The sequence below is a fragment of the Arthrobacter sp. NPDC058192 genome (assembly GCF_042883665.1).
Taxonomy (GTDB): domain Bacteria; phylum Actinomycetota; class Actinomycetes; order Actinomycetales; family Micrococcaceae; genus Arthrobacter.
The window spans coordinates 135398-155102 of sequence record NZ_JBHVVJ010000011.1 but is presented as its reverse complement, the minus strand read 5'-3'; the positions used below and the strand labels follow the sequence as shown (position 1 = coordinate 155102).

At 66.7% G+C, this 19705-nt stretch carries 21 protein-coding genes; 4 read left to right on the top strand and 17 right to left on the bottom strand.

Going from position 1 to position 19705, the window contains the following annotated elements:
- Positions 1–90: 90 nt before the first annotated feature.
- Genes ACFVVK_RS12825 through ACFVVK_RS12815 form a run of 3 tightly spaced genes read right to left on the bottom strand, consistent with a single transcriptional unit; the run spans position 91 to position 1395 of the window.
- The gene (locus ACFVVK_RS12825) at positions 91–489 is read right to left on the bottom strand and encodes a type II toxin-antitoxin system VapC family toxin (RefSeq protein WP_390267179.1); all 399 of its coding nucleotides are present in this window, start codon (positions 487–489) and stop codon (positions 91–93) included.
- On the bottom strand, positions 486–752 hold the full coding sequence (locus ACFVVK_RS12820) for a type II toxin-antitoxin system Phd/YefM family antitoxin (protein ID WP_390267176.1): 267 nt from the start codon (positions 750–752) through the stop codon (positions 486–488). Before ACFVVK_RS12820 ends, ACFVVK_RS12825 begins: the two co-directional genes overlap by 4 nt.
- A gap of 58 nt (positions 753–810) precedes the next feature.
- Positions 811–1395, bottom strand: a complete 585-nt coding sequence (locus ACFVVK_RS12815) for a histidine phosphatase family protein (protein ID WP_390267173.1) — start codon at positions 1393–1395, stop codon at positions 811–813.
- A 278-nt stretch (positions 1396–1673) separates the two neighbouring features.
- Between ACFVVK_RS12815 and ACFVVK_RS12810 the strand changes: the two genes are divergently transcribed.
- Positions 1674–2093, top strand: a complete 420-nt coding sequence (locus ACFVVK_RS12810; protein ID WP_390267170.1) for an ester cyclase — start codon at positions 1674–1676, stop codon at positions 2091–2093.
- A gap of 88 nt (positions 2094–2181) precedes the next feature.
- Here the strand turns inward: ACFVVK_RS12810 and ACFVVK_RS12805 are convergent, their stop codons facing one another.
- The 10 genes from ACFVVK_RS12805 to ACFVVK_RS12760 all read right to left on the bottom strand — a co-directional run bounded on the left by ACFVVK_RS12805 (position 2182) and on the right by ACFVVK_RS12760 (position 12255).
- On the bottom strand, positions 2182–2967 hold the full coding sequence (locus ACFVVK_RS12805; RefSeq protein WP_390267167.1) for a DeoR/GlpR family DNA-binding transcription regulator: 786 nt from the start codon (positions 2965–2967) through the stop codon (positions 2182–2184).
- A gap of 124 nt (positions 2968–3091) precedes the next feature.
- On the bottom strand, positions 3092–3787 hold the full coding sequence (locus ACFVVK_RS12800; RefSeq protein WP_390267164.1) for an SDR family NAD(P)-dependent oxidoreductase: 696 nt from the start codon (positions 3785–3787) through the stop codon (positions 3092–3094).
- Between the two features lie 16 nt (positions 3788–3803).
- Positions 3804–5111 carry an exo-alpha-sialidase gene (locus tag ACFVVK_RS12795; protein ID WP_390267251.1) on the bottom strand — a complete coding sequence of 436 codons (1308 nt, stop codon included), beginning with the start codon at positions 5109–5111 and terminating at the stop codon, positions 3804–3806.
- A 33-nt stretch (positions 5112–5144) separates the two neighbouring features.
- The gene (locus tag ACFVVK_RS12790; protein ID WP_390267161.1) at positions 5145–5921 is read right to left on the bottom strand and encodes an HpcH/HpaI aldolase/citrate lyase family protein; all 777 of its coding nucleotides are present in this window, start codon (positions 5919–5921) and stop codon (positions 5145–5147) included.
- 72 nt (positions 5922–5993) lie between these two features.
- Positions 5994–6983: an aldo/keto reductase gene (locus tag ACFVVK_RS12785; RefSeq protein WP_390267158.1), complete on the bottom strand. Its 990-nt coding sequence runs from the start codon at positions 6981–6983 to the stop codon at positions 5994–5996.
- A gap of 93 nt (positions 6984–7076) precedes the next feature.
- Positions 7077–7907 carry an ATP-binding cassette domain-containing protein gene (locus ACFVVK_RS12780; protein WP_390267155.1) on the bottom strand — a complete coding sequence of 277 codons (831 nt, stop codon included), beginning with the start codon at positions 7905–7907 and terminating at the stop codon, positions 7077–7079.
- The gene (locus ACFVVK_RS12775) at positions 7900–8793 is read right to left on the bottom strand and encodes an ABC transporter ATP-binding protein (RefSeq protein WP_390267152.1); all 894 of its coding nucleotides are present in this window, start codon (positions 8791–8793) and stop codon (positions 7900–7902) included. The genes ACFVVK_RS12780 and ACFVVK_RS12775 overlap by 8 nt, the downstream gene beginning before the upstream one ends.
- Positions 8794–8795: 2 nt before the next feature.
- On the bottom strand, positions 8796–9746 hold the full coding sequence (locus tag ACFVVK_RS12770; protein ID WP_390267149.1) for an ABC transporter permease: 951 nt from the start codon (positions 9744–9746) through the stop codon (positions 8796–8798).
- Positions 9743–10678, bottom strand: coding sequence for an ABC transporter permease (locus ACFVVK_RS12765; RefSeq protein ID WP_390267146.1), 936 nt, complete (start codon positions 10676–10678; stop codon positions 9743–9745). Before ACFVVK_RS12765 ends, ACFVVK_RS12770 begins: the two co-directional genes overlap by 4 nt.
- A gap of 2 nt (positions 10679–10680) precedes the next feature.
- Entirely contained in the window at positions 10681–12255 is a 1575-nt protein-coding gene (locus tag ACFVVK_RS12760) for an ABC transporter substrate-binding protein (protein ID WP_390267143.1), read from the bottom strand.
- A gap of 175 nt (positions 12256–12430) precedes the next feature.
- Between ACFVVK_RS12760 and pdxA the strand changes: the two genes are divergently transcribed.
- Entirely contained in the window at positions 12431–14893 is a 2463-nt protein-coding gene (gene pdxA, locus ACFVVK_RS12755) for a 4-hydroxythreonine-4-phosphate dehydrogenase PdxA (protein WP_390267140.1), read from the top strand.
- Between the two features lie 36 nt (positions 14894–14929).
- Here the strand turns inward: pdxA and ACFVVK_RS12750 are convergent, their stop codons facing one another.
- The 4 genes from ACFVVK_RS12750 to ACFVVK_RS12735 form a co-directional block, all read right to left on the bottom strand.
- Positions 14930–15901 carry a sigma-70 family RNA polymerase sigma factor gene (locus ACFVVK_RS12750; RefSeq protein WP_390267136.1) on the bottom strand — a complete coding sequence of 324 codons (972 nt, stop codon included), beginning with the start codon at positions 15899–15901 and terminating at the stop codon, positions 14930–14932.
- 286 nt (positions 15902–16187) lie between these two features.
- Entirely contained in the window at positions 16188–17267 is a 1080-nt protein-coding gene (locus ACFVVK_RS12745) for a glycerophosphodiester phosphodiesterase family protein (RefSeq protein ID WP_390267133.1), read from the bottom strand.
- Positions 17268–17405: 138 nt separating this feature from the next.
- Positions 17406–18335: an alpha/beta hydrolase gene (locus ACFVVK_RS12740; RefSeq protein ID WP_390267131.1), complete on the bottom strand. Its 930-nt coding sequence runs from the start codon at positions 18333–18335 to the stop codon at positions 17406–17408.
- Between the two features lie 16 nt (positions 18336–18351).
- Complete coding sequence (locus ACFVVK_RS12735; RefSeq protein WP_390267128.1) at positions 18352–18804, bottom strand: SRPBCC domain-containing protein; 453 nt, start codon at positions 18802–18804, stop codon at positions 18352–18354.
- Between the two features lie 220 nt (positions 18805–19024).
- On the opposite strand from ACFVVK_RS12735, the gene ACFVVK_RS12730 reads away from it, so the two are divergent.
- Positions 19025–19504: a DUF6325 family protein gene (locus ACFVVK_RS12730; protein ID WP_390267125.1), complete on the top strand. Its 480-nt coding sequence runs from the start codon at positions 19025–19027 to the stop codon at positions 19502–19504.
- A 1-nt stretch (position 19505) separates the two neighbouring features.
- Entirely contained in the window at positions 19506–19676 is a 171-nt protein-coding gene (locus tag ACFVVK_RS12725; RefSeq protein ID WP_390267122.1) for a hypothetical protein, read from the top strand.
- The last annotated feature ends 29 nt before the right edge of the window (positions 19677–19705 follow it).

Here is a 19705-nt window from a genome sequence, read left to right as displayed (position 1 = left end):
CCGACCCTTTTGCCGACATCGTTACACACTGTCTCCACACACTCCGGACCCGGAAAAACCTTCTGCTGAAAGCGGATCGGTCGCAGGTGGCTAGCGGGTCCTGCCGGGTGACTGCGTCCGGAGCCCGGCTTCCGCCGCGGCGGCGACAAGTTCGACGTCGTACGCCACCAGAGCGTCCGCCTGCAGTCGAATTGCAGTCGCGAGGTGGATGGCGTCGGCGCTACGCAGCTTCCCGGGCATGGCGGCGGCGTACATGAGATCCGAACGGGCCACATCCACGAGGTTGATTCCGTCCAATACCGCGGTGATCAAATCAACCGGAAGGCCCCGACGATGACCCGCGCAATGCAGTTCGGTGTAGAGAAGCATGGAGGCCACCAGCTGGTCGCCTGCACGGGCTGCTGCCGAGAGATACTGTGCCGCGGCGGCCGAATCGGGTTCCTCCACGATCAACTTGAGGGCAGCGGACGTGTCGACGTAGACGATCAACGGTCACCGCGCAGCTCGGAGACAATCTCGGCAGTTTCAGCGTTGCTGCTGACGCGTCGCAGGACCTGAAAATCGACAACTTCCGAGGCCGCGCACCGCACGCTTCCGGAAAGCAGCAGCCGCTCGAACGGGGAGATGGCGGGCGGGATCAGTGTGGCTGCCACTTCGCCGTTGTTGGTAACGTCGATCGTTTCGCCGTTCTTCACGCGCTCAAGGATCTTACTGCTTTGATTGCGGAGCTCGCGGTGCGGGATAGTGGTCATGACTGCCTCCGTAGCAATCGTAGCACCGACCGGGGAAGATGAGCCGGCGGGAGCGCAATCAGACGACGGCGGTCTGGGACAGCCGCTCGCCGTTGAAGTACTCGAGCTGCCAGCCGTCGACGGGGTGGTGGTGCGCCAGGTTGAGCACGGCGTTGTCGATGCTCACCAGGGTGCGGCCGATCGCGCGGCTGAGGCTCACGCGGAGGAGGGTTCCGTGGGCTACGACGAGGAGGCGGCGGCCGCGGAACTCCTCCGCCAGGGCTTCGAGCGCGGCCAGGCCGCGGTCAGCTGCCTCGTCCTCGCTTTCGGCGCCGCGGAACCCGCCGGGCGTGCGCAAGGCGTCCAGTTCGGTGCCGTCCTGCATGCCCTCGGCCGGGCCGAAGTTCCGCTCGGTGAGCTCCGGGACGCGCCGTGCCACGGTGAGCCCGAGCCCCGCGGCGATCAGGTCGGCGGTTTCCGCGGCGCGGCTCAGCGGCGAGGACACAATCGCGTCCCACTCGTAACCGGACAGGGTGGCGACGGCGTCCCGCGCCTGGCCGCGGCCGACGTCGTTGAGCGGAATGTCGCTGGATCCCTGCAGCCGGCGCTGCGCATTCCAGTCGGTCTGGCCATGGCGGATGAGCGCGAACGTCGTTAGGGTCATGGGTTCCATTCTGCCCTGACCGCGGATTGGCACGGAAAACGGGTGAGTCACCAAGCCCGCAGCAGCGGTCCCGACCGACCGTAATCGCAGCATCTTGACACGATCAGGGACCGGGAATAGCTTCTGCCTTAACGAGGCGATTCGCCCGTTTCTCACTGGTTTTTCACACCGGTTTTTCACAAAACATACTCGGCGCTCGACGCGGGCCGCGGATACCAGGCGGCTGATACTACGCCGGGGGGATCCAATGTCGGTCTCGCGCCAACAAGGAGTCGGAAATGTCTGAAGGTGTTGGATTGATTGAGAGGTTTTACAAGGAAGTCATTGAGAGTGGAAACCTAGCGCTCATTGAAGAACTGGCCGCGGACAACCTCGTAAATCACGAGGCCGGCCTCCCGGGGCAGCCCCCGGGCAAGGAAGGTGTCCGTTACTTCGTCAGCGCCATGCGGTCGGCTTTCCCGGACATCAAGGTCAAAGAGTTCGAGCCCACGCTGTCCGACGGAAATCTGGAGGCGTGCCACGTGGTTCTCACTGGTACACATCGGGGGGACCTGGGCGGCATCCCGGCATCGGGCAAGAGCGTCGAATTCGACTGCACTGACATCATCCGTGTTGAAGACGGCAAAGTGGCCGAGCACTGGGGCACCACGGACAACTTAAGCCTCATGCAGCAGATTGGCGCTGTGGCCGTGGGCTAAACGCAGGCAGGCGCAGTTGTAACAACCACCAACGGCTGTCCACGTTCCCTGCGGAAGGTTGACAGCCGTTCAACGTCGCGAGGTCGCGTCAGGCGGCCTGCGCTGGCGGCAGGTCAACGAGCTGGACTGTCACGCCGGCTTTCCTGAAGAGCGCAACCTGCTCCGGATCCGCGCGGTCGTCGGTCACGAGAATCCAAGGGGCGGGAAGCCGGACCCAGGCATGGAAGGGGCGCTTTCCGAGCTTCGTGGAGTCTGCGAGTACGTAGACAGTGTCACCGCGGCGGGCCATCAGTTCTTTGAGGCGCGTCTGTGCCTGATCGGCCTCGCACAGACCGGCATCGGCGGTGACGGCGTCCGCGCCAAGGAACACCCGGTCGAAACTCATGCGCTCCAGGGTGGCCTCCGCAATGGGGCCCACGAACGTCTGGCTGACCCCGCGGAGGCGCCCGCCGAGGCAGTCCACCTGGATGCCGGGGGAGTCGGCCAGTTCCTGGAGTGTGTTGATGCCCGGCGTGGTGACGGACAGGTTGTCCCTGTCCCGCAGGGCGTGCGCCATGGCACCAACGGTTGAGCCGCCGTCGAGCAGGATGCTTTCGCCGTCCTTGACCTCGGCGGCCGCCCAGAGCGCGATGGCATGTTTTTGTTCAAAGGCCTCGCCGGTGCGCTGCCGCAGGGACGGTTCGGGGTGCGCGCCCAGCGCGACGGCGCCCCCGTAGGTCCTGGCGAGTTTCCCCTGTTCGTTCAACTGGGCGAGGTCGCGCCGGATCGTGGAGGCGGTCACGGCGAAATGCCGTGACAGTTCTTCCACGGAGGTCAGCCCCGTGGTCACGGCAAGGTGGTAGATCTCCTCGCGCCTGGCTTTGGCGGTGGTCATCGCTGGTCCTCCTTCACCTGCTGGTCTGGCATCCGTTGCTGTGCCGGTCGGTACATCGCTGTGCCCATGCTATTCGGAGCCGGCCCGCATGCGTTCACCGCGCAACTGTTCACTGCGGGTCGGTTCATAGCGACGCGCCGCCGCAGATCACGTAGTTCTGTCCCGTGATGGATTTCCCGTGCCGGCCCAGCAGGAAGCCTGCGAGCGCCGCCACATCCTCCGGGTCCACCAGTTGGCCCAGGGCGGGCAGCTTCGGGGGCGTGGCGGCCCGGCCCGGATCGGCGAGCATCGGGGTGTCCGTGGGGCCCGGGGACAGCACATTCACGGTGATGCCGCGGGGCGCCAGCTCCTGCGCCCAGGTCCGGCCCATCCCCAGCAGCGCAGCCTTGGTGGCCGCGTACTGGCTCTTGCCGGGGGAACCGGTGGAGGTCCGGCTGCCGACCAGGAGCACCCGGCCGCCGTCGGGCATCCGCGGAACCAGGGCGTTGGCCAGGCTGCTCGCGGCCGCCACATGGACGGTGAACATGCCGGCCAGGGCGTCGGGATCCAGCTCGCCCAGGACGGCGGTCCGCTGAAAGCCCGCGGCATGGACCAATGCATTCACCGGAGGCAGGTCCTCGACGACGGCGGCCAGCGATGCCGGATCTGCGAGGTCCGCCTGCCGCCACTGGAAGCCCGCCCCGAGCGCGGGCTCGCTCCGGCTCATCCCGGTCACCTGCCAGCCGTCCGCGAGCAGCCAGACCGTGATGGCCTTGCCGATGCCCGAACTGCAGCCGGTAACGACGGCGTGCGGCTTAGCACCCGCTGTTGGCTCGGTCATCGTTGTTCCCCGTTCCCTATTCGGCTTCGCCGGGCGTGCTCGTGCCCTCGTAGGCCCACCGGGAATCCACGCGGACGAACTTGATGGCCTGGCGGAAGTAGGTGTAGGCGATGTTGAGGGCGCCGTCCGGTCCCTGATGGATCGACGGGTAGGAGTATTCGCGGTTCAGCCCGTCGCGGGAGTTGTTGGACAGGCAGTAGCCGTCGCCCACGTCGAGGTTGCGCCGGATGGGCCAGCTGCGGCCCGAGTCTTCCGAGATGGCCAGGGTCATCGGGGACCGCGGCGTGCCCCAGAAGGCGCTCCGGCGGCCTTCCGATTCGGCGGTGGAGCCGGCGTCGGACCCCGGGTCGGACCCCGTGACCACCGGTTCCGGAAGCTGGGCCTGTTCGTCGGCGAGGCCCTCGTCGTCGATCTCGTCATAGAGCGAGAGCCGCCGCTCCGTCGACGCTTCAGCCTGGCTGTGGTTGTAGACCAGGGCCAGCCTTCCGTCCGCGAGGGCGGTGAACTGGATGGAGGAGTTGTTGTTGGGCAATTCGGTGGGGACGGGCTCGCTCCAGGTGGTCCCGCCGTCGCTGGAGCGGGACTCGTAGATCCAGTCCGCCCAGCGGCTCCGGAACAGGGCCAGCAGGGAACCGTCGGCCACCGGCTGGATGTTCATGTGCACGCAGCCCAAGCTGCCCGGCAGGACGTTCTCGCTCCAGGTGGTGCCGGCGTCATCGGAAATCATGACCGCGCTGTCGTCGCTGTTGCCCACCCACTTCTCACCGGGCGTGGTGATGCAGCGGAAAATCGGAATGATCCAGCGGCCGGACGGCAGCACCACGGGCAGCTGCCGGACGAACACGCCGCCGGTCTCGTTCGCGGGGAACAGGGTCTCCACCGGACCCCAGGTGCGGCCGCTGTCGGTGGAGATGCGACGGCGGACCTCGGCGGTGTCCTGGTTCCCGGCCTTCTGCGCCGTGTACAGCAGCCACAGCCGGCTGTCCGGGGCGGCGAACAGGATGGGGTTCTGCTCCGAACGGGTGGCATCGTCGGAGAGCTGCTCGGCCGGTGACCACTGGCGGCTGCCGGGCTCCAGCGTGGAGAACCAGATCGAGATGTCCGGCACGCCTTCTTGGGTGCCGCCGAACCACACGCAGCCGAGCCGGCCGTCCGGAAGCGTGAGGAGGTTCGCCGCGTGGCTCTGCACGGTGGGGGCCGGCAGGTACGAGTACAGGCTGCCGCCGGCCTCCTTCACCGCGCCGTCGGGAGTGATGGTGCTGTAGTCAGCGCGGAGTGAGTCAACTGCAGACGCGTCGGTTGCGGCGGCGTCAGTTGCGGGCATGTCGGTTGCAGGCACGTCGGTTGAAGGCACGGTTCAGTCCTTTGCGGTTGCGGCGGCCAGGTGGGCCTTGGCGGCCAGCTCAAGGTGGGTCAGGTCGGAGGCAATCGTGGTGAACGTGTAGCCCTGGCGCAGCCGCTGCGCGGCGACTTCGCCGGCCGGGGTGTGGATGCCCGCGGCCACTCCTGCGGCGGCTGCCGCGTCCGCGATCGTCTCCAGCGCGGCGTTGAATTCCGTTTCGACCGCGGGGTCGCCCGGGAAGGCGCCGCCCACGGCGATGGCGAGGTCGGACGGGCCGACGTAGATGCCGTCCAGCCCGGGTGTCTGGCAGATTTCCTTGACGTTGGCCAGGCCTTCGGGCGTCTCGATCATGGCGAAGACGAGGGTGGCGGCATTGGCTTCGGCGGGAACCGGGCCGATGCGCAGTGCCGAGCGCATGGGTCCGTAGGAGCGGCCGCCCAGCGGCGGGTACTTGGCCGCCGCGACGGCCGCGGCGGCGTCTTCCGCGGAGTTGACGAGGGGCACGATCACGCCGACGGCGCCGGCGTCGAGGGCCTTGCCGATGGCGGTGAAGTCGTTGGCCTCCACGCGCACCATGCCGACGGCGGTGTGCCCGGCGTCGATCGCCATGAGCCCGTTCAGCACGCCCGAGTAGCCGAGCAGACCGTGCTGCGCGTCGAGCGCGACGTAGTCGTAGCCGAGCCGGCTGATGCGCTCGGTGGCGACGGGCGCGTCCAGCACGGCCCAGTAGCCGACGGCCTGTTCGCGGGCGCGGACCTTGCGGGCGAATTCGGTAGCGAGTTCAGATGTCATGTTCGTCTTCTGCCTTCAGTTTCGGGAAATCAGCGGGGAATCAGTTGTGCGTCAGCGGGGAGCCAGGGCGCGTCAGCGGTTGTAGGCGGGCATCGGGCCGCGGAGCCCGGCGCCCACGGCATCGCACGCCGCAGTGACGTCGTCGGCCAGCGGGCCCTTGGCCACGGCGGCGATGTTGGCCTGCAGCTGCTCCACCTTTGAGCCGCCCAGCAGCATGGAGCCGACGCCGTCGCGGTAGGCGAGCCAGCGCAGGGAGAGCTCGGCGAGGGCGATCCCGGCGTCCGAAGCGATATCGGCCAGGGCGTTGACCGCCTCGAACAGCTGCTTGTCCCAGTACCGCTGGGTGTACATCGCGGCGAGCTTGGAGTCGCCGAAGCGGCCTTCGGAGGGCTTGGCGTCGAAGTTGTGCTTGCCGGTCAGCAGGCCGCCGCCGAGCGGGTTGTAGACCATGGTGTGGACCTGGTGGGTGGCGGCGAACTCGAGGTATTCCTCCTCTACCCGGCGCGCCACGAGGTTGTAGAGCTGCTGCGCCACCACCGGACGCGGGGCGCCAACTTCACGGGCCGTGTGGAGCACGTCTGCGATCTGCCAGGCTGCGAAGTTGGACACGCCCAGCGCACCGATTTTCCCTTCAGCGGCCAGCTCCGCCACCGTGCCCAGTGTCTCCTGCAGGGGAGTGGCCCGGTCCGGCTGGTGGAGGTAAAACAGGTCGATGCTGTCCGTGCCGAGCCGGCGGAGGCTGCCTTCCACGCTGCGGCGCAGCCCTTCCTTGGACAGCGGGGCGTGCTGCCCGTGGTCCGGATGCGGCATGCCCGCCTTGGACGCGAGGACGACCTCGGCCCGGCGGTCCTTCAGGAGGCGGGACAGCATCTCCTCGGTGGCTCCGCCCACATAGGCGTTGGCGGTGTCGATGGTGGTGATACCGGCGGCGAGCGCCTCGTCGATCATGCGTCCCGCGGTTGCCTCATCGGCGGTGTCGCCGAACGTCATGGTGCCCAGGACGAGCCTGGAGATCGGTAGCTTCAGGCCGTCCACTGGCGTACCTTCAGGCTGGATGCTCATTAGTTGATTCCTCGCGGTTGCTTTGGTTGGTTGCATTAGCTGGTTGCTGGAAAGAGTTGTGTTGGGTGGCTGGCTGGCTGAACGGTGGGCGGCTCAGGCGCTGTTCTTCAGCGCCAGCGATGAGACCACGTGCCGCGGCTTCAGCCCGGTCATGGTGGCAGGGTCGAGGGCCGCCCGGCGGAGCTTGCGGGTGTAGTCCTCCTTCGGCGCGGTCAGCACCTGCGCCGTCGTTCCGTGTTCCACGAGCTTGCCGCGGCGCATGACCATCACGGTATCGCTGATTTCCTGCACCACGCCGAGGTTGTGGGAAATGAACACGTAGGTGATGCCGGTTTCATCCTGGATGGACTTGAGCAGGCGCAGCACCTGGGCCTGGACGGAGACGTCGAGCGCGCTCGTGGCCTCGTCGCAGACCAGCAGTTCGGGCTTGGAGGCCAGCGCGCGGGCAATGCCGATCCGCTGCCGCTGGCCGCCGGAGAACTCGGACGGGTGCTTGTCCAGGGAGTTGGCCGGCAGGCCCACCTGGTCGATCAGGCTGGCCGCCGCCTTGTGCCGCTCGTGGCGGGACCGGACACCCTGGAGCTTCAGCGGCTCGGCCACGATCTCCTGCGCCGTGAGATGCGGATCCAGGGAACCGTACGGATCCTGGAAGACCATCTGGAACTTGGAGCGCAGGGGCCGCAGTTGGGCCTCGCTGAGCCGCGCCAGGTCCGTGCCGTCCAGATCGATCCGGCCGCTGCTGGGCGTCACCAGGCGCATGAGAGCCTTGGCGATGGTCGACTTGCCGCAGCCGGATTCACCGACGACGGCGATCGTCTTGCCCTTCTCGACCGAGAACGAGACGTCGTCCACCGCCCGGAAGGTTCCCTTCGAGACGTGGTAGTCCACCACGAGGTTTTCGACGGAAAGGAACGGCTTAGTCATTGCTGGCTCCAGTTCTGGTCAGGGAGGGTGCATCCGGCGTTTCGTCCCACGCGCCCAGGACGGGCACGGCGGCGAGCAGCTTCTGGGTGTATTCCGTGGCGGGGTTCTCCACGATCTGCTGGACCTCGCCGGACTCGACGAATGCGCCGTCCTTCATGACGTGGATCCGGTCCGAGATGAGCCGTGCCACCCCGAGGTCGTGCGTGATCATCAGGATGCCGATGCCGCGCTGTTCCTGCAGTTCGAGCAGCAGGTCCAGGATGCCCGCCTGGACGGTGACGTCCAGGGCGGAGGTGGGCTCATCGGCCACCAGCAGTTGCGGTTCGCTGGCGAGTGCGATGGCGATCAGGACGCGCTGGAGCATGCCGCCGGAGAGCTGGTGCGGGTATTTCTTCAGCTGCGCATCCGGGGTGGGGATGTGGACCTGTTCGAGCAGCCGGATGGCACGGGCACGGACGGCGCCCGGCTCCTTCGAGGCCGCCCCGGCGATCCTGATGGCTTCGGAGAGCTGGTTGCCGATCGAGTGCACCGGGCTCAGCGCCGTCATGGGGTCCTGCGGGATCAGCGCGAGCGTCTTGCCGCGGACCTTGTCGATGGCCCTGGGATCGGCGGTGACGTCGACGCCGTCGATCCTTACCGTGCCCGAGAGCACGGCGAGGTCCTCTGGCAGGAGCCTGAGGATGCCCATCGCCGTCGTCGATTTCCCGGAACCGGACTCACCGATGATGGTGACGGTTTCACCCCGGTGGATTGAGAAGCTGACGGCGTCGACGGCGCGGACGATGCCGGCGTCGGTGATCAGCTCCACCTGAAAGTCGCGGACCTCCAGCAGCGGCTGCTCGGCGTGTGCTGCGGGGTTTGCTGTGGCTGCAGTTTGTGCGCTCATTCTCAGGCACCCTTCTTCTTGCGGCGGGGACGGTCGCGGAGGCCGTCGCCCAGCAGGTTCACGCCCACTACCATGATCGCGATCACCAGGCCGGGCACAGTCACCAGCCACCAGGCGGTGGTGAGGTAGCCCTGGCCGTCGGAAATGATGCGTCCCCACGTGGCGAACGGCCGCTGCGGGCCGGCGCCGAGGAAGGCGAGCGCGCTTTCCAGCAGCACGGCCTGGGCCAGGAGGAGCAGCACCACCAGCGTGGCCTGCTTGATGACGTTCGGAATGACGTGCTGGATCAGGATCTGCACGCGGTGCAGGCCCAGGATCCGCGCGGCGGAGACGTAGGGCTTTTCGCGTTCCACGAGCACCATGGACCGGGTCAGGCGTGCCACCTCGGGCCATTGGGCGATGGCGATCACGAACGTGATGACCGGAATGGACGGGCCGAAGAGCGCCACCACCAGCAGCAGCATCATCAGCAGCGGGAGGGACATCTGCGCCTCGATCAGGCGGGAGACCACGGTGTCCAGCTTGCCGCCGAAGTAGCCGGCTGCCGCTCCTGCGATGATGCCGATGGTGCCGGAGACCACCACGGCCAGGACACCGATGGTGAGCGATACCTGGCCGCCGTGCAGCACCCGGGAAAGCAGGTCGCGGCCCAGCTGGTCGGTGCCGAACAGGTGTCCCTCGCTCAGCGGGGGAAGCAGGCGGTGGGCAAGGTCCTGGTGGTTGGGGTCCGCCAGCGGCAGGAGCCCGGCCAGCACGATGGGAACGACCACCAGCAGCGTGCAGATGACGCCGGTGCGGATCTTGAACTTCGCGCCAGCCCGGCGGCGGGTGGCGCCGGCCTTGGCGATCAGCTCCTTGGTGACGGCGCTGGGGGAGGACTTCCTGGCCGGGGCCTCGGTGGGTACGCTCGATGGATTTCCTGCCGGAGGGACTGCGGTGTCGCTGATGCTCATGCTGTGGCCGCCTTTCCAAGACGAATGCGGGGATCAAGTAGCGGGTAGGCGAGGTCGACGAGCAGCTGGACTCCAACCGCCAGCAGAGCCGTGATCAGGACCGTGGCCTGGATCAGCGGGTAGTCGCGGGTTTCGAGCGCCCGGACAATCAGGGAGCCGACGCCGGGCCACGCGAACACCACTTCCACCACCACCACGCCGTTGAGCATGGCCGCGAAGCGGGTGCCGAGGGCCGTGAAGACGGGGATGGCGGAGTTGCCCATGGCGTAGCGCCAGGTGAGCAGGGAATTCCGGACGCCACGGGAGCGGGCGACGGTCAGGTAGGGTGCGGCGAAGTTCGCCGTCATTTCCCGCCGGACCATCCGGGAGATCAGGGCGATCTGCAGGATGGCGATGGTGACGGTCGGCAGGACCAGGCTGCCCCAGGTGGCGAAACCGGAGGCCGGGAAAATCGGGATGAGGACGGCGAAGAAGGTGAGCAGCATGATGCCGGTCCAGAAGTCCGGCATGGACTGCCCGGCGATGGTCAGGACGTTGACGCCGAATTCCTTCTTGGTGTCCGGCCGGCGGGACATCCAGACGCCCAGCGGGATGGCGACCACTGTGGTGAGCAGGATCGCGGACGTGGCCAGGGTCAGCGTGTACGGCAACCGCTCCATGACCACCTGCACGGCCGGGGCCTGGAAGGAGTACGAGGTGCCGAGGTTGCCGGTGAACAGCTCCTGCAGGAAGATCCAGTACTGCTGGATCAAGGGCAGGTTGAGACCGAACTGCTCCCGGACCTTGGCGAGCTCTTCGGTGGTGGCCAGCGGTCCGGCGTAGGCAACTGCCGGATCGCCCGGAGCCAGACGGATCAGGATGAACACCGTGGAAACCGTGAGGAACACGGTCAGCAGGCCCTGGCCTATCCTCTTGAGGACGTACTTCGTCATGGTCAGGCCTCCAGGCGGACGTCAGCGAGCGGGTAGGAGTTGGTGGGTGCCAGCGAAAGGCCGCCCACCCGGTTGCGGTGGGCCAGCACGGACTTGGGCACGAACGCCCAGGCACAGGGCCAGGTCTCCCAGATGGCCTGCTGCGCCACTGCGAGCAGCTGCTGCCGCCGTACGGGATCAACTTCGGTGGCGGCGGCCTGGATCTTGGCGTGAACGGCGGGATTCACGTATCCCTGGTAGGTGTCGCGGGTCTTTTCCTTCTCCGCGGTGCCGGCGTACATGCCCTGCATCATGGTGATGGCGAGGCCGGTGGGGCTGCTGAAGCCATTGCCCAGCAGGTCCCAGTCGCCTTGCTTGCCCTGGCGCCAGGCCGAGATGTTGCCGCCGGCTTCGAACTGCTGGAGCTGGGCCTGGACGCCAATGTTGCCGAACATCTCCACCAGGGCTTCCATGACAGAGGTGTCGGAAGCGAATTCGCCGGTTTCCCAGATGATCTTCAGGCTGAGGTCGTTTACGCCGAGGCTCTTCAGGGTGGCCTTGGCCTTCTCGGGATCGTAGACGTAGGCGCCGGTCTTGGCGAAGCCGGTCAGGCTGGACGGGGTGACGCCCTCGGCCTGGCTGACGGAGTTCACCAGCACGTCCTTGACCAGCGCTTCGCCGTTGATGGCCCAGCTGAGGGCCTCTCGGACCCGGACGTCGGCCAGCGGATGGCCGGCGGGCTTGCGGAAGTTGTAGAAGATCTGGTTCAGCCGGAGGCTGGATGCCTCACTCAGTACGACGCCGGGAAGCCCGGCCAGCTGTTCGCGTGAGTCGGGCGTGATGGAGTCAATGACGTCCACCTCGCCGCTGCGCAGGGCAATGACGCGGCTGGATTCCTCGGGAAGGAACCGGACCTCGACGTTGTCCACCTTGGGAGCGGGACCCCAGTAGTTCTCGTTGCGCTTGAGGCTGTAGGTGCCGGCGCCGCGGTTGAACTTGGTCACAACGTATGGGCCGGTGCCCACGCCTTCCTGCAGCTCTTCGGGCTTGTTCTTGGCCGCGGGGCTGATCAGGATCATGCTCATGAGCGAATCCAGGATGGGGATGGGCTTCTTGGATTCCATCCGGAAGGTCCGGTCATCCACGGGCACCACGGTGGGGAACTCGGGGAAGAACCCGGCAACAAAGGAGCCCTGGACCTTCTGGTACATCTTCAGTGCCGTGGCGACGTCCTCGATCTGCAGCGGCGTGCCGTCGGAGTACTTGACGCCTTCGCGGAGCCGGACGGTCCATACGGTGGGGGAGGTCATCTTGAAGCTTTCGGCCAGGACCAGGACGGGCTTGGTTTCGGGGCCGATGGCGGTGAGGCCCTGGCGGACGGCACGCTGGACCGTGACGGCGGCGTCGAACTGGTTGAGCTTGTTGTCCAGGCTTACCAGGGACCGGTTGAGCGCCAGGGTCAAGGTGCTGGGTCCCGGCAGGCCCGTGGGGCCGGCGCATCCGGCCACTGTGCCTGTGCCAAAGAGAAGCCCGGCGGCTGCGCCGAACTGCAGCAGGCGACGCCGGGAAAACTCGGTTCCTTGAGGAAGAACGGTCATCGTTGACCTCTCGGTTAGAACGGGATGGCATGGGACCGGATGGCCGATGCCGTTGTTATGTGCATCACTCTGCCACCATTGCGCGTTTCGCGCAACCTCTCTAGCGCGATTCGCGCAGTTGTGTCATGATTGGTCCATCACCGGTCCAATTCATCGCTCAACGCAGGGAGGAGGAATGATGGCAGCAGTCCTCATACAGGCCGACGACTTTTCCGGCGCCGCCGAGGTGGCGCAGTGCTTCGCCCAGCATGGGTTCAGTACGCAGATCCTGCTCGAACCTTCTTCCGAAGAGTCCGAGGGGCCCGCGGTGACCGTGGTTGACACGCACTCCCGGCAGTCCTCTCCGCAGGATTCCGCAGCCGCCGTGGCCCGGGCCTTTTCGGGCCCGGAGGCGGCAGACTCGCAGGTGCTTTTCAAGAAGATCGACTCGCTCTGGCGGGGCAATGTCGGCGCGGAAGTAGGCGCCCTGACAGGCATTGGCTTCCACGTCCTCCTTGCCGGCGCGCTGCCCCAACTGCGTCGGACCGTCGTGGACGGGCGTCCCTACGCTGACGGCGTCCCGCTGGCCGAAACGGCACTCTGGCGGGCGGAGGCCACCGCTCCGCCGGCACATTTGTCGGACGTCCTGTCGCAGTCAGGGCAGTCAGGGCAGTCAGGGCAGTCGGCGCAGTCCGTGCAGATGCTGGAGCTTGCGGAGGTTCGCTCCCCAGACCTCGCGGCCAGGCTCGGCTCCCTGTTCTCCGACGATGCCCCCACCATGGTGATCGCGGACGGGGAAACCGGGGTGGACCTGGAAGCCGTGGTCGAAGCGCTCGCGCGGCTGGAATTTTCCGCCCACGGCCGGCGGATTGTCTTGGTTGGTACCGGCGGCATTGCCGATGTCGTCGCACGGGCATTGAGTTCTGCGCGAAACGCGCAGACTGCTACTGCAGAATCCAAAGCAGACTCCGCAACGAGCGCCAGCACCCCAGACTTTTCGGGACGTGGTGCCGGGCGGCCGGTGCTCGCCGTCGTCGGCTCCGCCTCCGAAGCCGCACGCAGGCAACTCGCCGAGCTCCAGCCGGGAGGCTTCCTCCTCGTCGGGGTGACTCCCGAGCAACTGCAAGAGGACGCCGCGGAGCCGCCCCTACAAGCCGTGCGCGAAGCCTTGGCCGCCGGTGAACCGGTGGCGCTGACGGTAACGGCCGACCACGTGGATCCGAGCGAGGCGGGCGCGATCGTCCGGAACCTGGCCCGCTTCGTTTCCAGCGCCTTGCACCCCCGGCAGCCGGCGCCCGACGGTGCTGGCACGGCCGGCGAGGGCTCCGCCGTCGTTCTTCCCGACCTCATCCTGACCGGCGGCGAGACGGCCCGCGAGGTGCTGGACATCCTCGGCATCCGCATGCTCGAGCCGCTGGACGCCGTCCAGCATGGGGCGGTGGTCAGTCTTGCCGATGACGGCAGGCTGGTCGGCACCAAACCTGGCAGTTTCGGCGATGACCAGGCGCTGCTGCAGCTCTTTTCCGCAATCCGCGGCCGCCGGACCAATGCTCCGGCCGGCCTGACCAAGCAAGAACCACTCGACCCTTCCGATCCATCTGGAGAAGCAATGAATTCAGCGTTGAATGCAACTGATTTGAATGCAACGGCACAGGACACCCGCCCCTTCATCGCCGTCACCATGGGCGACGGCGCCGGCGTCGGACCCGAGGTGACGGTGGGCGCGCTGCTCGCCGAGGACGCCTACCGGGACTGCCGTCCCGTGGTGATCGGGGATGTGTACCGGCTGGGCCTCGGCGCGAAGGCCCTGGGGCTGACGGCGGACATCGTGGAGATCCAGGACGTAGCCGAGGCCGTCTTTGAACCGGGCCGCATCAACGTGATCGATCCGAAGCTGCTTTCGCAGGACCTGCCGTTCGGCCAGGAGTCCGCCGAGGCCGGCAACGCCGCGTACCACTACATCCGGATCGCCTGCGAGCTCGGGATGAAAGGCGACGTGCAGGGGATCTGCACCGCGCCGCTGAACAAGGCCGCGCTGCACAAGGCCGGGCACGTCTACCCGGGCCACACCGAACTGCTGGCGCACTTCATGGGGATCGAGGAAGTGTCCATGATGCTCTCCACACCCAAGGTCAAGGTCATCCACGTCACCACGCACATCGGCCTGATCGACGCGGTCAACAAGATCGAACCCGGCCTGGTGGAACGGACGGTTCGGCGCGGGCACAGCGCCATGCAGCGCGCCGGCGTCGAGAATCCCAAGATCGGCGTCTGCGCCATCAACCCGCACGCGGGGGAGAACGGCCTGTTCGGCTACGGCGAGGAAGCCGAAAAGATCACCCCGGCCATCGAGAAGCTGCAAGCCGACGGCATCGACGCCCGCGGCCCGCTCCCGGCAGACACCGCCTTCTTCCTGGCCGGCCGCGGCGACTACGACCTCATCGTCGCGATGTACCACGACCAGGGCCACGGCCCCGTGAAGGTCCTGGGCATCGAGGCCGGCGTCAACATCACCGTGGGCCTGCCCGTGATCCGTACCTCCGTGGACCACGGCACCGCCTTCGACATTGCGGGCAAGGGCATCGTGGACGTCCGCAGCATGATCGAGGCCCTGCGCCAGGCCGCGGAAATGTCCCCGAGTCCGGCGCTGCAGAAGTAAAACCTGCACAGCGTCGCGGTGTCGCATCCGGCCCAATCAAACCGCATGATTGGGCCGAGGTGACGCCGCGTTGTTCCAGTCAAGCTGAAACGGCCGCAGGACGTCGGACCGGGACGGATGCCTGAGCTTTTTCATGGCCGTGAGTTCGAGCTGGCGCACTCGGTGGCGGCTCGTCCCGAACGCTGTCGCGACTTCGTCCAACGATTTCCCAGTGCCGTCTGTCATGCCGAAGCGCATCGCTATGACCTGGGCCTCCTGCTCCTCAAGCGTGTCGAGTACGACTTGCACCTGTGCCTTCAACTGCTGTCGGAAGATCAAATCGGCAGACTCGAGACTGGAAGGATCCAGCAACTGTTCGGTCAACGCTTCGGTTCCGCCCCTGCCGTCAGGCACGTGAACGTCCAGCGAACAGATCGGTTTGTCCACGGACAACAGACATTCGAGCTTCTCCACTGAATTGTTAGTCAGCTGTCCCAGGTCTTTCCTGCTGCAAACCGTGCCCGTCATTTCGGCCGCCTGTTGCACTGTTCGGACTCTCTGCACCTGGTCGAGGACGTTAACCGGCAGGCGGATAAGTCGTGCCTGATCAGCCAGCGCCCGGGTGATGGTGTTGCGGATGCACCACGATGCGTAGGTGGAGAATCGGCAACCCTTGGTGAAGTCGAACTTGCACACGGCCTTGTGCAGTCCTAGGTTGCCTTCCTGGATCAGGTCCAGAAAGTCGAGGCCCCGGTGGGTGTAGTGCTTGGCGATTGAAATCACTAGCCGGAGGTTGGCGTGGAGCAGGGCCTCGGTGGCGTGCTTGCCCAGGAGGGCGATAGCCCGAAGTTCCGTTAGGTCCTGATCGGGCCGGAGTGTCTTGTCGGCCAGGAGGTGTTCCGCGAAAAGCCCTGCCTCGATGTCTTGCGCCAGCTCCAATTCCTGCTCGGCAGTGAGTAACGCGTATTGGCTCAGCCGGTGCATGTAGTCCGCTGCTGCATCATCGGTAAGCAGATCCCCGGCCGCCATTGATTCCGGCCAGCCAGGGTCATCCAGCTCGGATGCTTCAGGGAGCGGGGCATCTGCGGCAGGCGGGGAAGGCGTCCTGCCTGCACCCGCGTGGATCCGGTCAGCCATGTCAGCCCCTGTCGGACGGTTCAAGCTTGTGACGGCAGACTACGGCGCCGGTGTGACAATTTTCGTTTCCGGTCTCCGGAAGGGAATACAGCAACGCGGGGTAGATATGGCCCATTCCGAGTGCATCTGGGCGATACCTGACCCCGCGTTGCGGTGTTCTTAGACCGTCGGCGTCCTGTTAGCTCTTGGCCGCGTAGGCTTTCGGGAGCTTCATGCCGCGGGCGTCCATGACCGAGCGCAGGCGGGTGGGGTAGTCACTGATGATGCCGTCGACGCCGAGGTCCATCAGCCGCTGCATGTCCGCCGTGGTGTTGACGGTCCAGGGGATGACGGGCAGGCCGGCCGTGTGGGCGTCGGCGATCATTCCCGGGGTTACCGAACTGAACGTGGGGGAGATCGCGTTGTAGCCCAGGGCCGCGGCGGCCTTGGCGAGGGAGCCGCCGTAGGTGTCGATGTCGATGCCGCCGAGGTTCGGGCTGGCACCCGGCTTGCCGACCTCGAGCCAGGCGTCGCCGCTGGACAGGGCGACGAGCGGCAGCTGCGGGGCGATCTTCTTGGCCAGGTTCAGCGAGGCCCAGTCGAAGGACTGCAGGGTGCTGCGCCCGGCCATGCCGGCCTTGTAGATCTCCGTGACGACGGCCTTGGTCAGGGCCACCATGCCCTCGCCGCCGGACTTGCCGTCCTCCACCTTGGTTTCGATGTTGAAGCGGACCTTCCGGGCGTCGGCGTCGCGCACCAGCTGGAAGACGTCCTTGAGCTCGGCGATCCGGTTGCCCTCGATGACGTCCTGTTCGGGGTACCCCTTGAGCTGGGTGAAGCCGCAGTCCAGGGTCTTGATCTGCGCCAGGGACAGGTCGGCGACCCGGTCGCCGACGTACGGGAAGTCCGGGTCGCCGGGGGTAACCGGTGCGGTGTCGCGGCACTTGTCGGCCTGGATGGTGTCGTCGTGCCAGACGATGATCTTGCTGTCGGAGGTCAGGTGCGTGTCCAGCTCCAGCGTGCTCACCCCCAGCTTGAGTGAGTTGCCGAACGCGGCCAGGGATTCCTCGGTCCACTGGCCGCGGCCTCCGCGGTGGGCCTGCAGGTCGAAGGAGCCGTTGCTTTCGTTCGTCTTGACGACAGTTGTTGTCTTTGCGGCGGCCGTTCCGGCAGCGTTCGACGACGGCGTCCCGGCTTCGGGCGTTGAAGCGGCGACGGCGGGGCTGGCCAACGAGGCGAGAAGCGCGGCGGCGGCCGCGGCAAGCAGGGGTGTGCGCATGGGAATGGTTCCTCCTGGAGTGACGTTCACCGGCGCTGCGCCGGCGACCCGACCAACCTAGGAAGGCCAGATGGACAGTTAGGTGCGGGCGGTTGGACCGCCGGTTAACACTCGGCTGGCTGGAAGCGTGGGCTTGTACTAGGACGGCACTTTCCGGAGCCAGTCCCGCAGCAGGGGCAGCACGACGCTGCTGTTCATGGCGCCGATATGGTCCAGGCCGGGAAGGCCCCGGACGTCCCAGCCGGCGGCCGTGAGCTCGCGTTCGTGAGCGGCGAGGGGCTCGCCGATTCTCACCTGCACGTTGTCCCAGGCCGGACCGTAGTCGATCGTGTCTTCCGCGCCGGCGAAAGCCAGCCGCGCAAGGCTCGGCGGCAGCGCCACCCGGGAGTCGTCAAAGTCCTGCAGTGCCTCATACAGGGTGACGAATTGCCGGGTCTGGGCCTCGGACGTTTGGACCGGAAAGGCGTCCCAGTCGCCTGGTTCAATGTCGCTGAAGTCAATCGTGGCAGCGCCAGTCCCGGCCGGGTCGGTCCCGGAAACCTCATCCCCGGCAGGCGCCACGTCGACGGCGGCCAGACCGCTTTGGGCCGCCGCTTCAATCGACATCCTGTGCGCCGAGCGCGTGACTGAGAGCATGCTCTGGTACGGGCCCTCGAGGGGCGGATACCCGCCCATGGCCAGCGCCCAGAGCCGGTCGGTGCGGATAGCAAGCTGCAGCCCGGCCAGCGCCAGCCACGAGTATCCGTAATAGGCGAAGGTATCGGCCCCGGCCGCGTCCGCGACGGCCAGCAGGTCGGCCGCGACATTGTCCGGGGTCAGGGTGTCCGGCGCGGGGTGCGCCATCCGGTGCCCCTCGTAATCGGCCGAGATGACGCGGTAGGAGCCGGAGAGTCCGCCGATCAGGTTTGGCCCGAGCTCCGGGTCCGCACCCCACCGCCGCATGGTCTCCGCTTCCGACGGCGGATAAGGCTCGATCCGAATGGGCAGCAGAACGGATCGCCCGGTCCCTTGGACTGAGACAGGAATGGCGGTGCCGTCGTGCAGGACAGCTTCAAGCGCAGGGGGCACGTTTCCTCCCGGATTCTCAGTCGCGGCTGCCCAGAACCGCCTGCAATTTCTCGAATGATTCCGTCCATCCGGCGCGGTGCAGGGCCAGCCGTTCTTCCGTTAGGAACGGTCCCTGCGAGAGGACCAAGCGCGCGGCTTCACCCGTACTCCCGAGTGAGAGGTCGACGACGGTTTCCCGGTCGTCTGGCGTCGGTTCCTCCCAGCGGAAGGTGTAGACGAGGCGCCAGGGAGGATCGATCTCCAGGAACTCGCCGGAGAGGTGGAACGGTTCGCCGTCCGGCGGCGTCATCCGCAAACGGTACCGGCCGCCTTCCGTGAGGTTCAGGTCGGCCGCAGGGATTGTGAAACCATGCGGACCCCACCACTTCACCAGCTCGCGCGATTCAGTCAGCATTCGAAAGATTTCTTCCGGGGGAGCATCGAGAGTGCACTCCAGGTTCAGGACCAGCCCGCCAGTTTCCTCATTCATCTTTCAACTCTGGCACCGTGCGCACGCTGACGGAAGCGGAAAAATGCCGCAGCCGCGGTCTCCACAGCACGGCTCACCCAGTCGGTACAGGACACTCGTGGAGCCGCGGCGTGAGCTCACCCGGCCCGGATGAGGCGCTGCACCTCACCGGGGGCACAGGATGGAACTGCGGCGGTCCGTCGGATCGCCATGAACCCAATGAGAAACGGAGGTCCTCAGCATGGCTGAGTCATTGGATGATCTAGGGCCGGTTGACTGGCTCGTGGTGGAGTTCCCCGGGCCAGACTTCGGCAAAGGTCAGATCGCCCCGTATTTGGAGGACCTGGTCAATCGTGACCTTGTCAGGGTGCTCGACATGGTGTTCCTGAGGAAGACCAAGGACGGCGAGCTCGAGATGGCGGAGATTTCCGACCTCGAGGAGAGCGAGCTCGGCCAGGTGCGCATGGCCGAGGCCGACCTGGCCATGGTGCTCTCTGAGCAGGACGTCATGGATTTGGCCGAGACGATCGAGCCCGGTCACTCGGCCGCGGTACTCGTCTGGGAGAACCAGTGGGCTGCCCCGTTCGGCGCGGCTGTCCGCAAGGCCGGCGGCCAGCTCGTGGCCAGCGGCCGGATCCCGACCCAGGCTGTCATCGCTGCCTTCCAGGCCGACGAAGAAGCCGAAGCCAACGCGTCCGAAGCAATGAAGGAAGGAGCCTGACATGCCACTGGCAGCACGACGCAGGCGCCGGACCGCAGCCGCCGTCGGCGGGGCCGTGGTTGTCGCCCACGGGATCAACCGCCGCCACGACCGGCGTGACGACCGGCGGGACGACCGGCGGGACGACCGGCAGGACGACCGCGGCGACCGTCGCGACGACCGCCGCGACTGACACCACCGAGCCGGCTCCCGGCTCCCGCA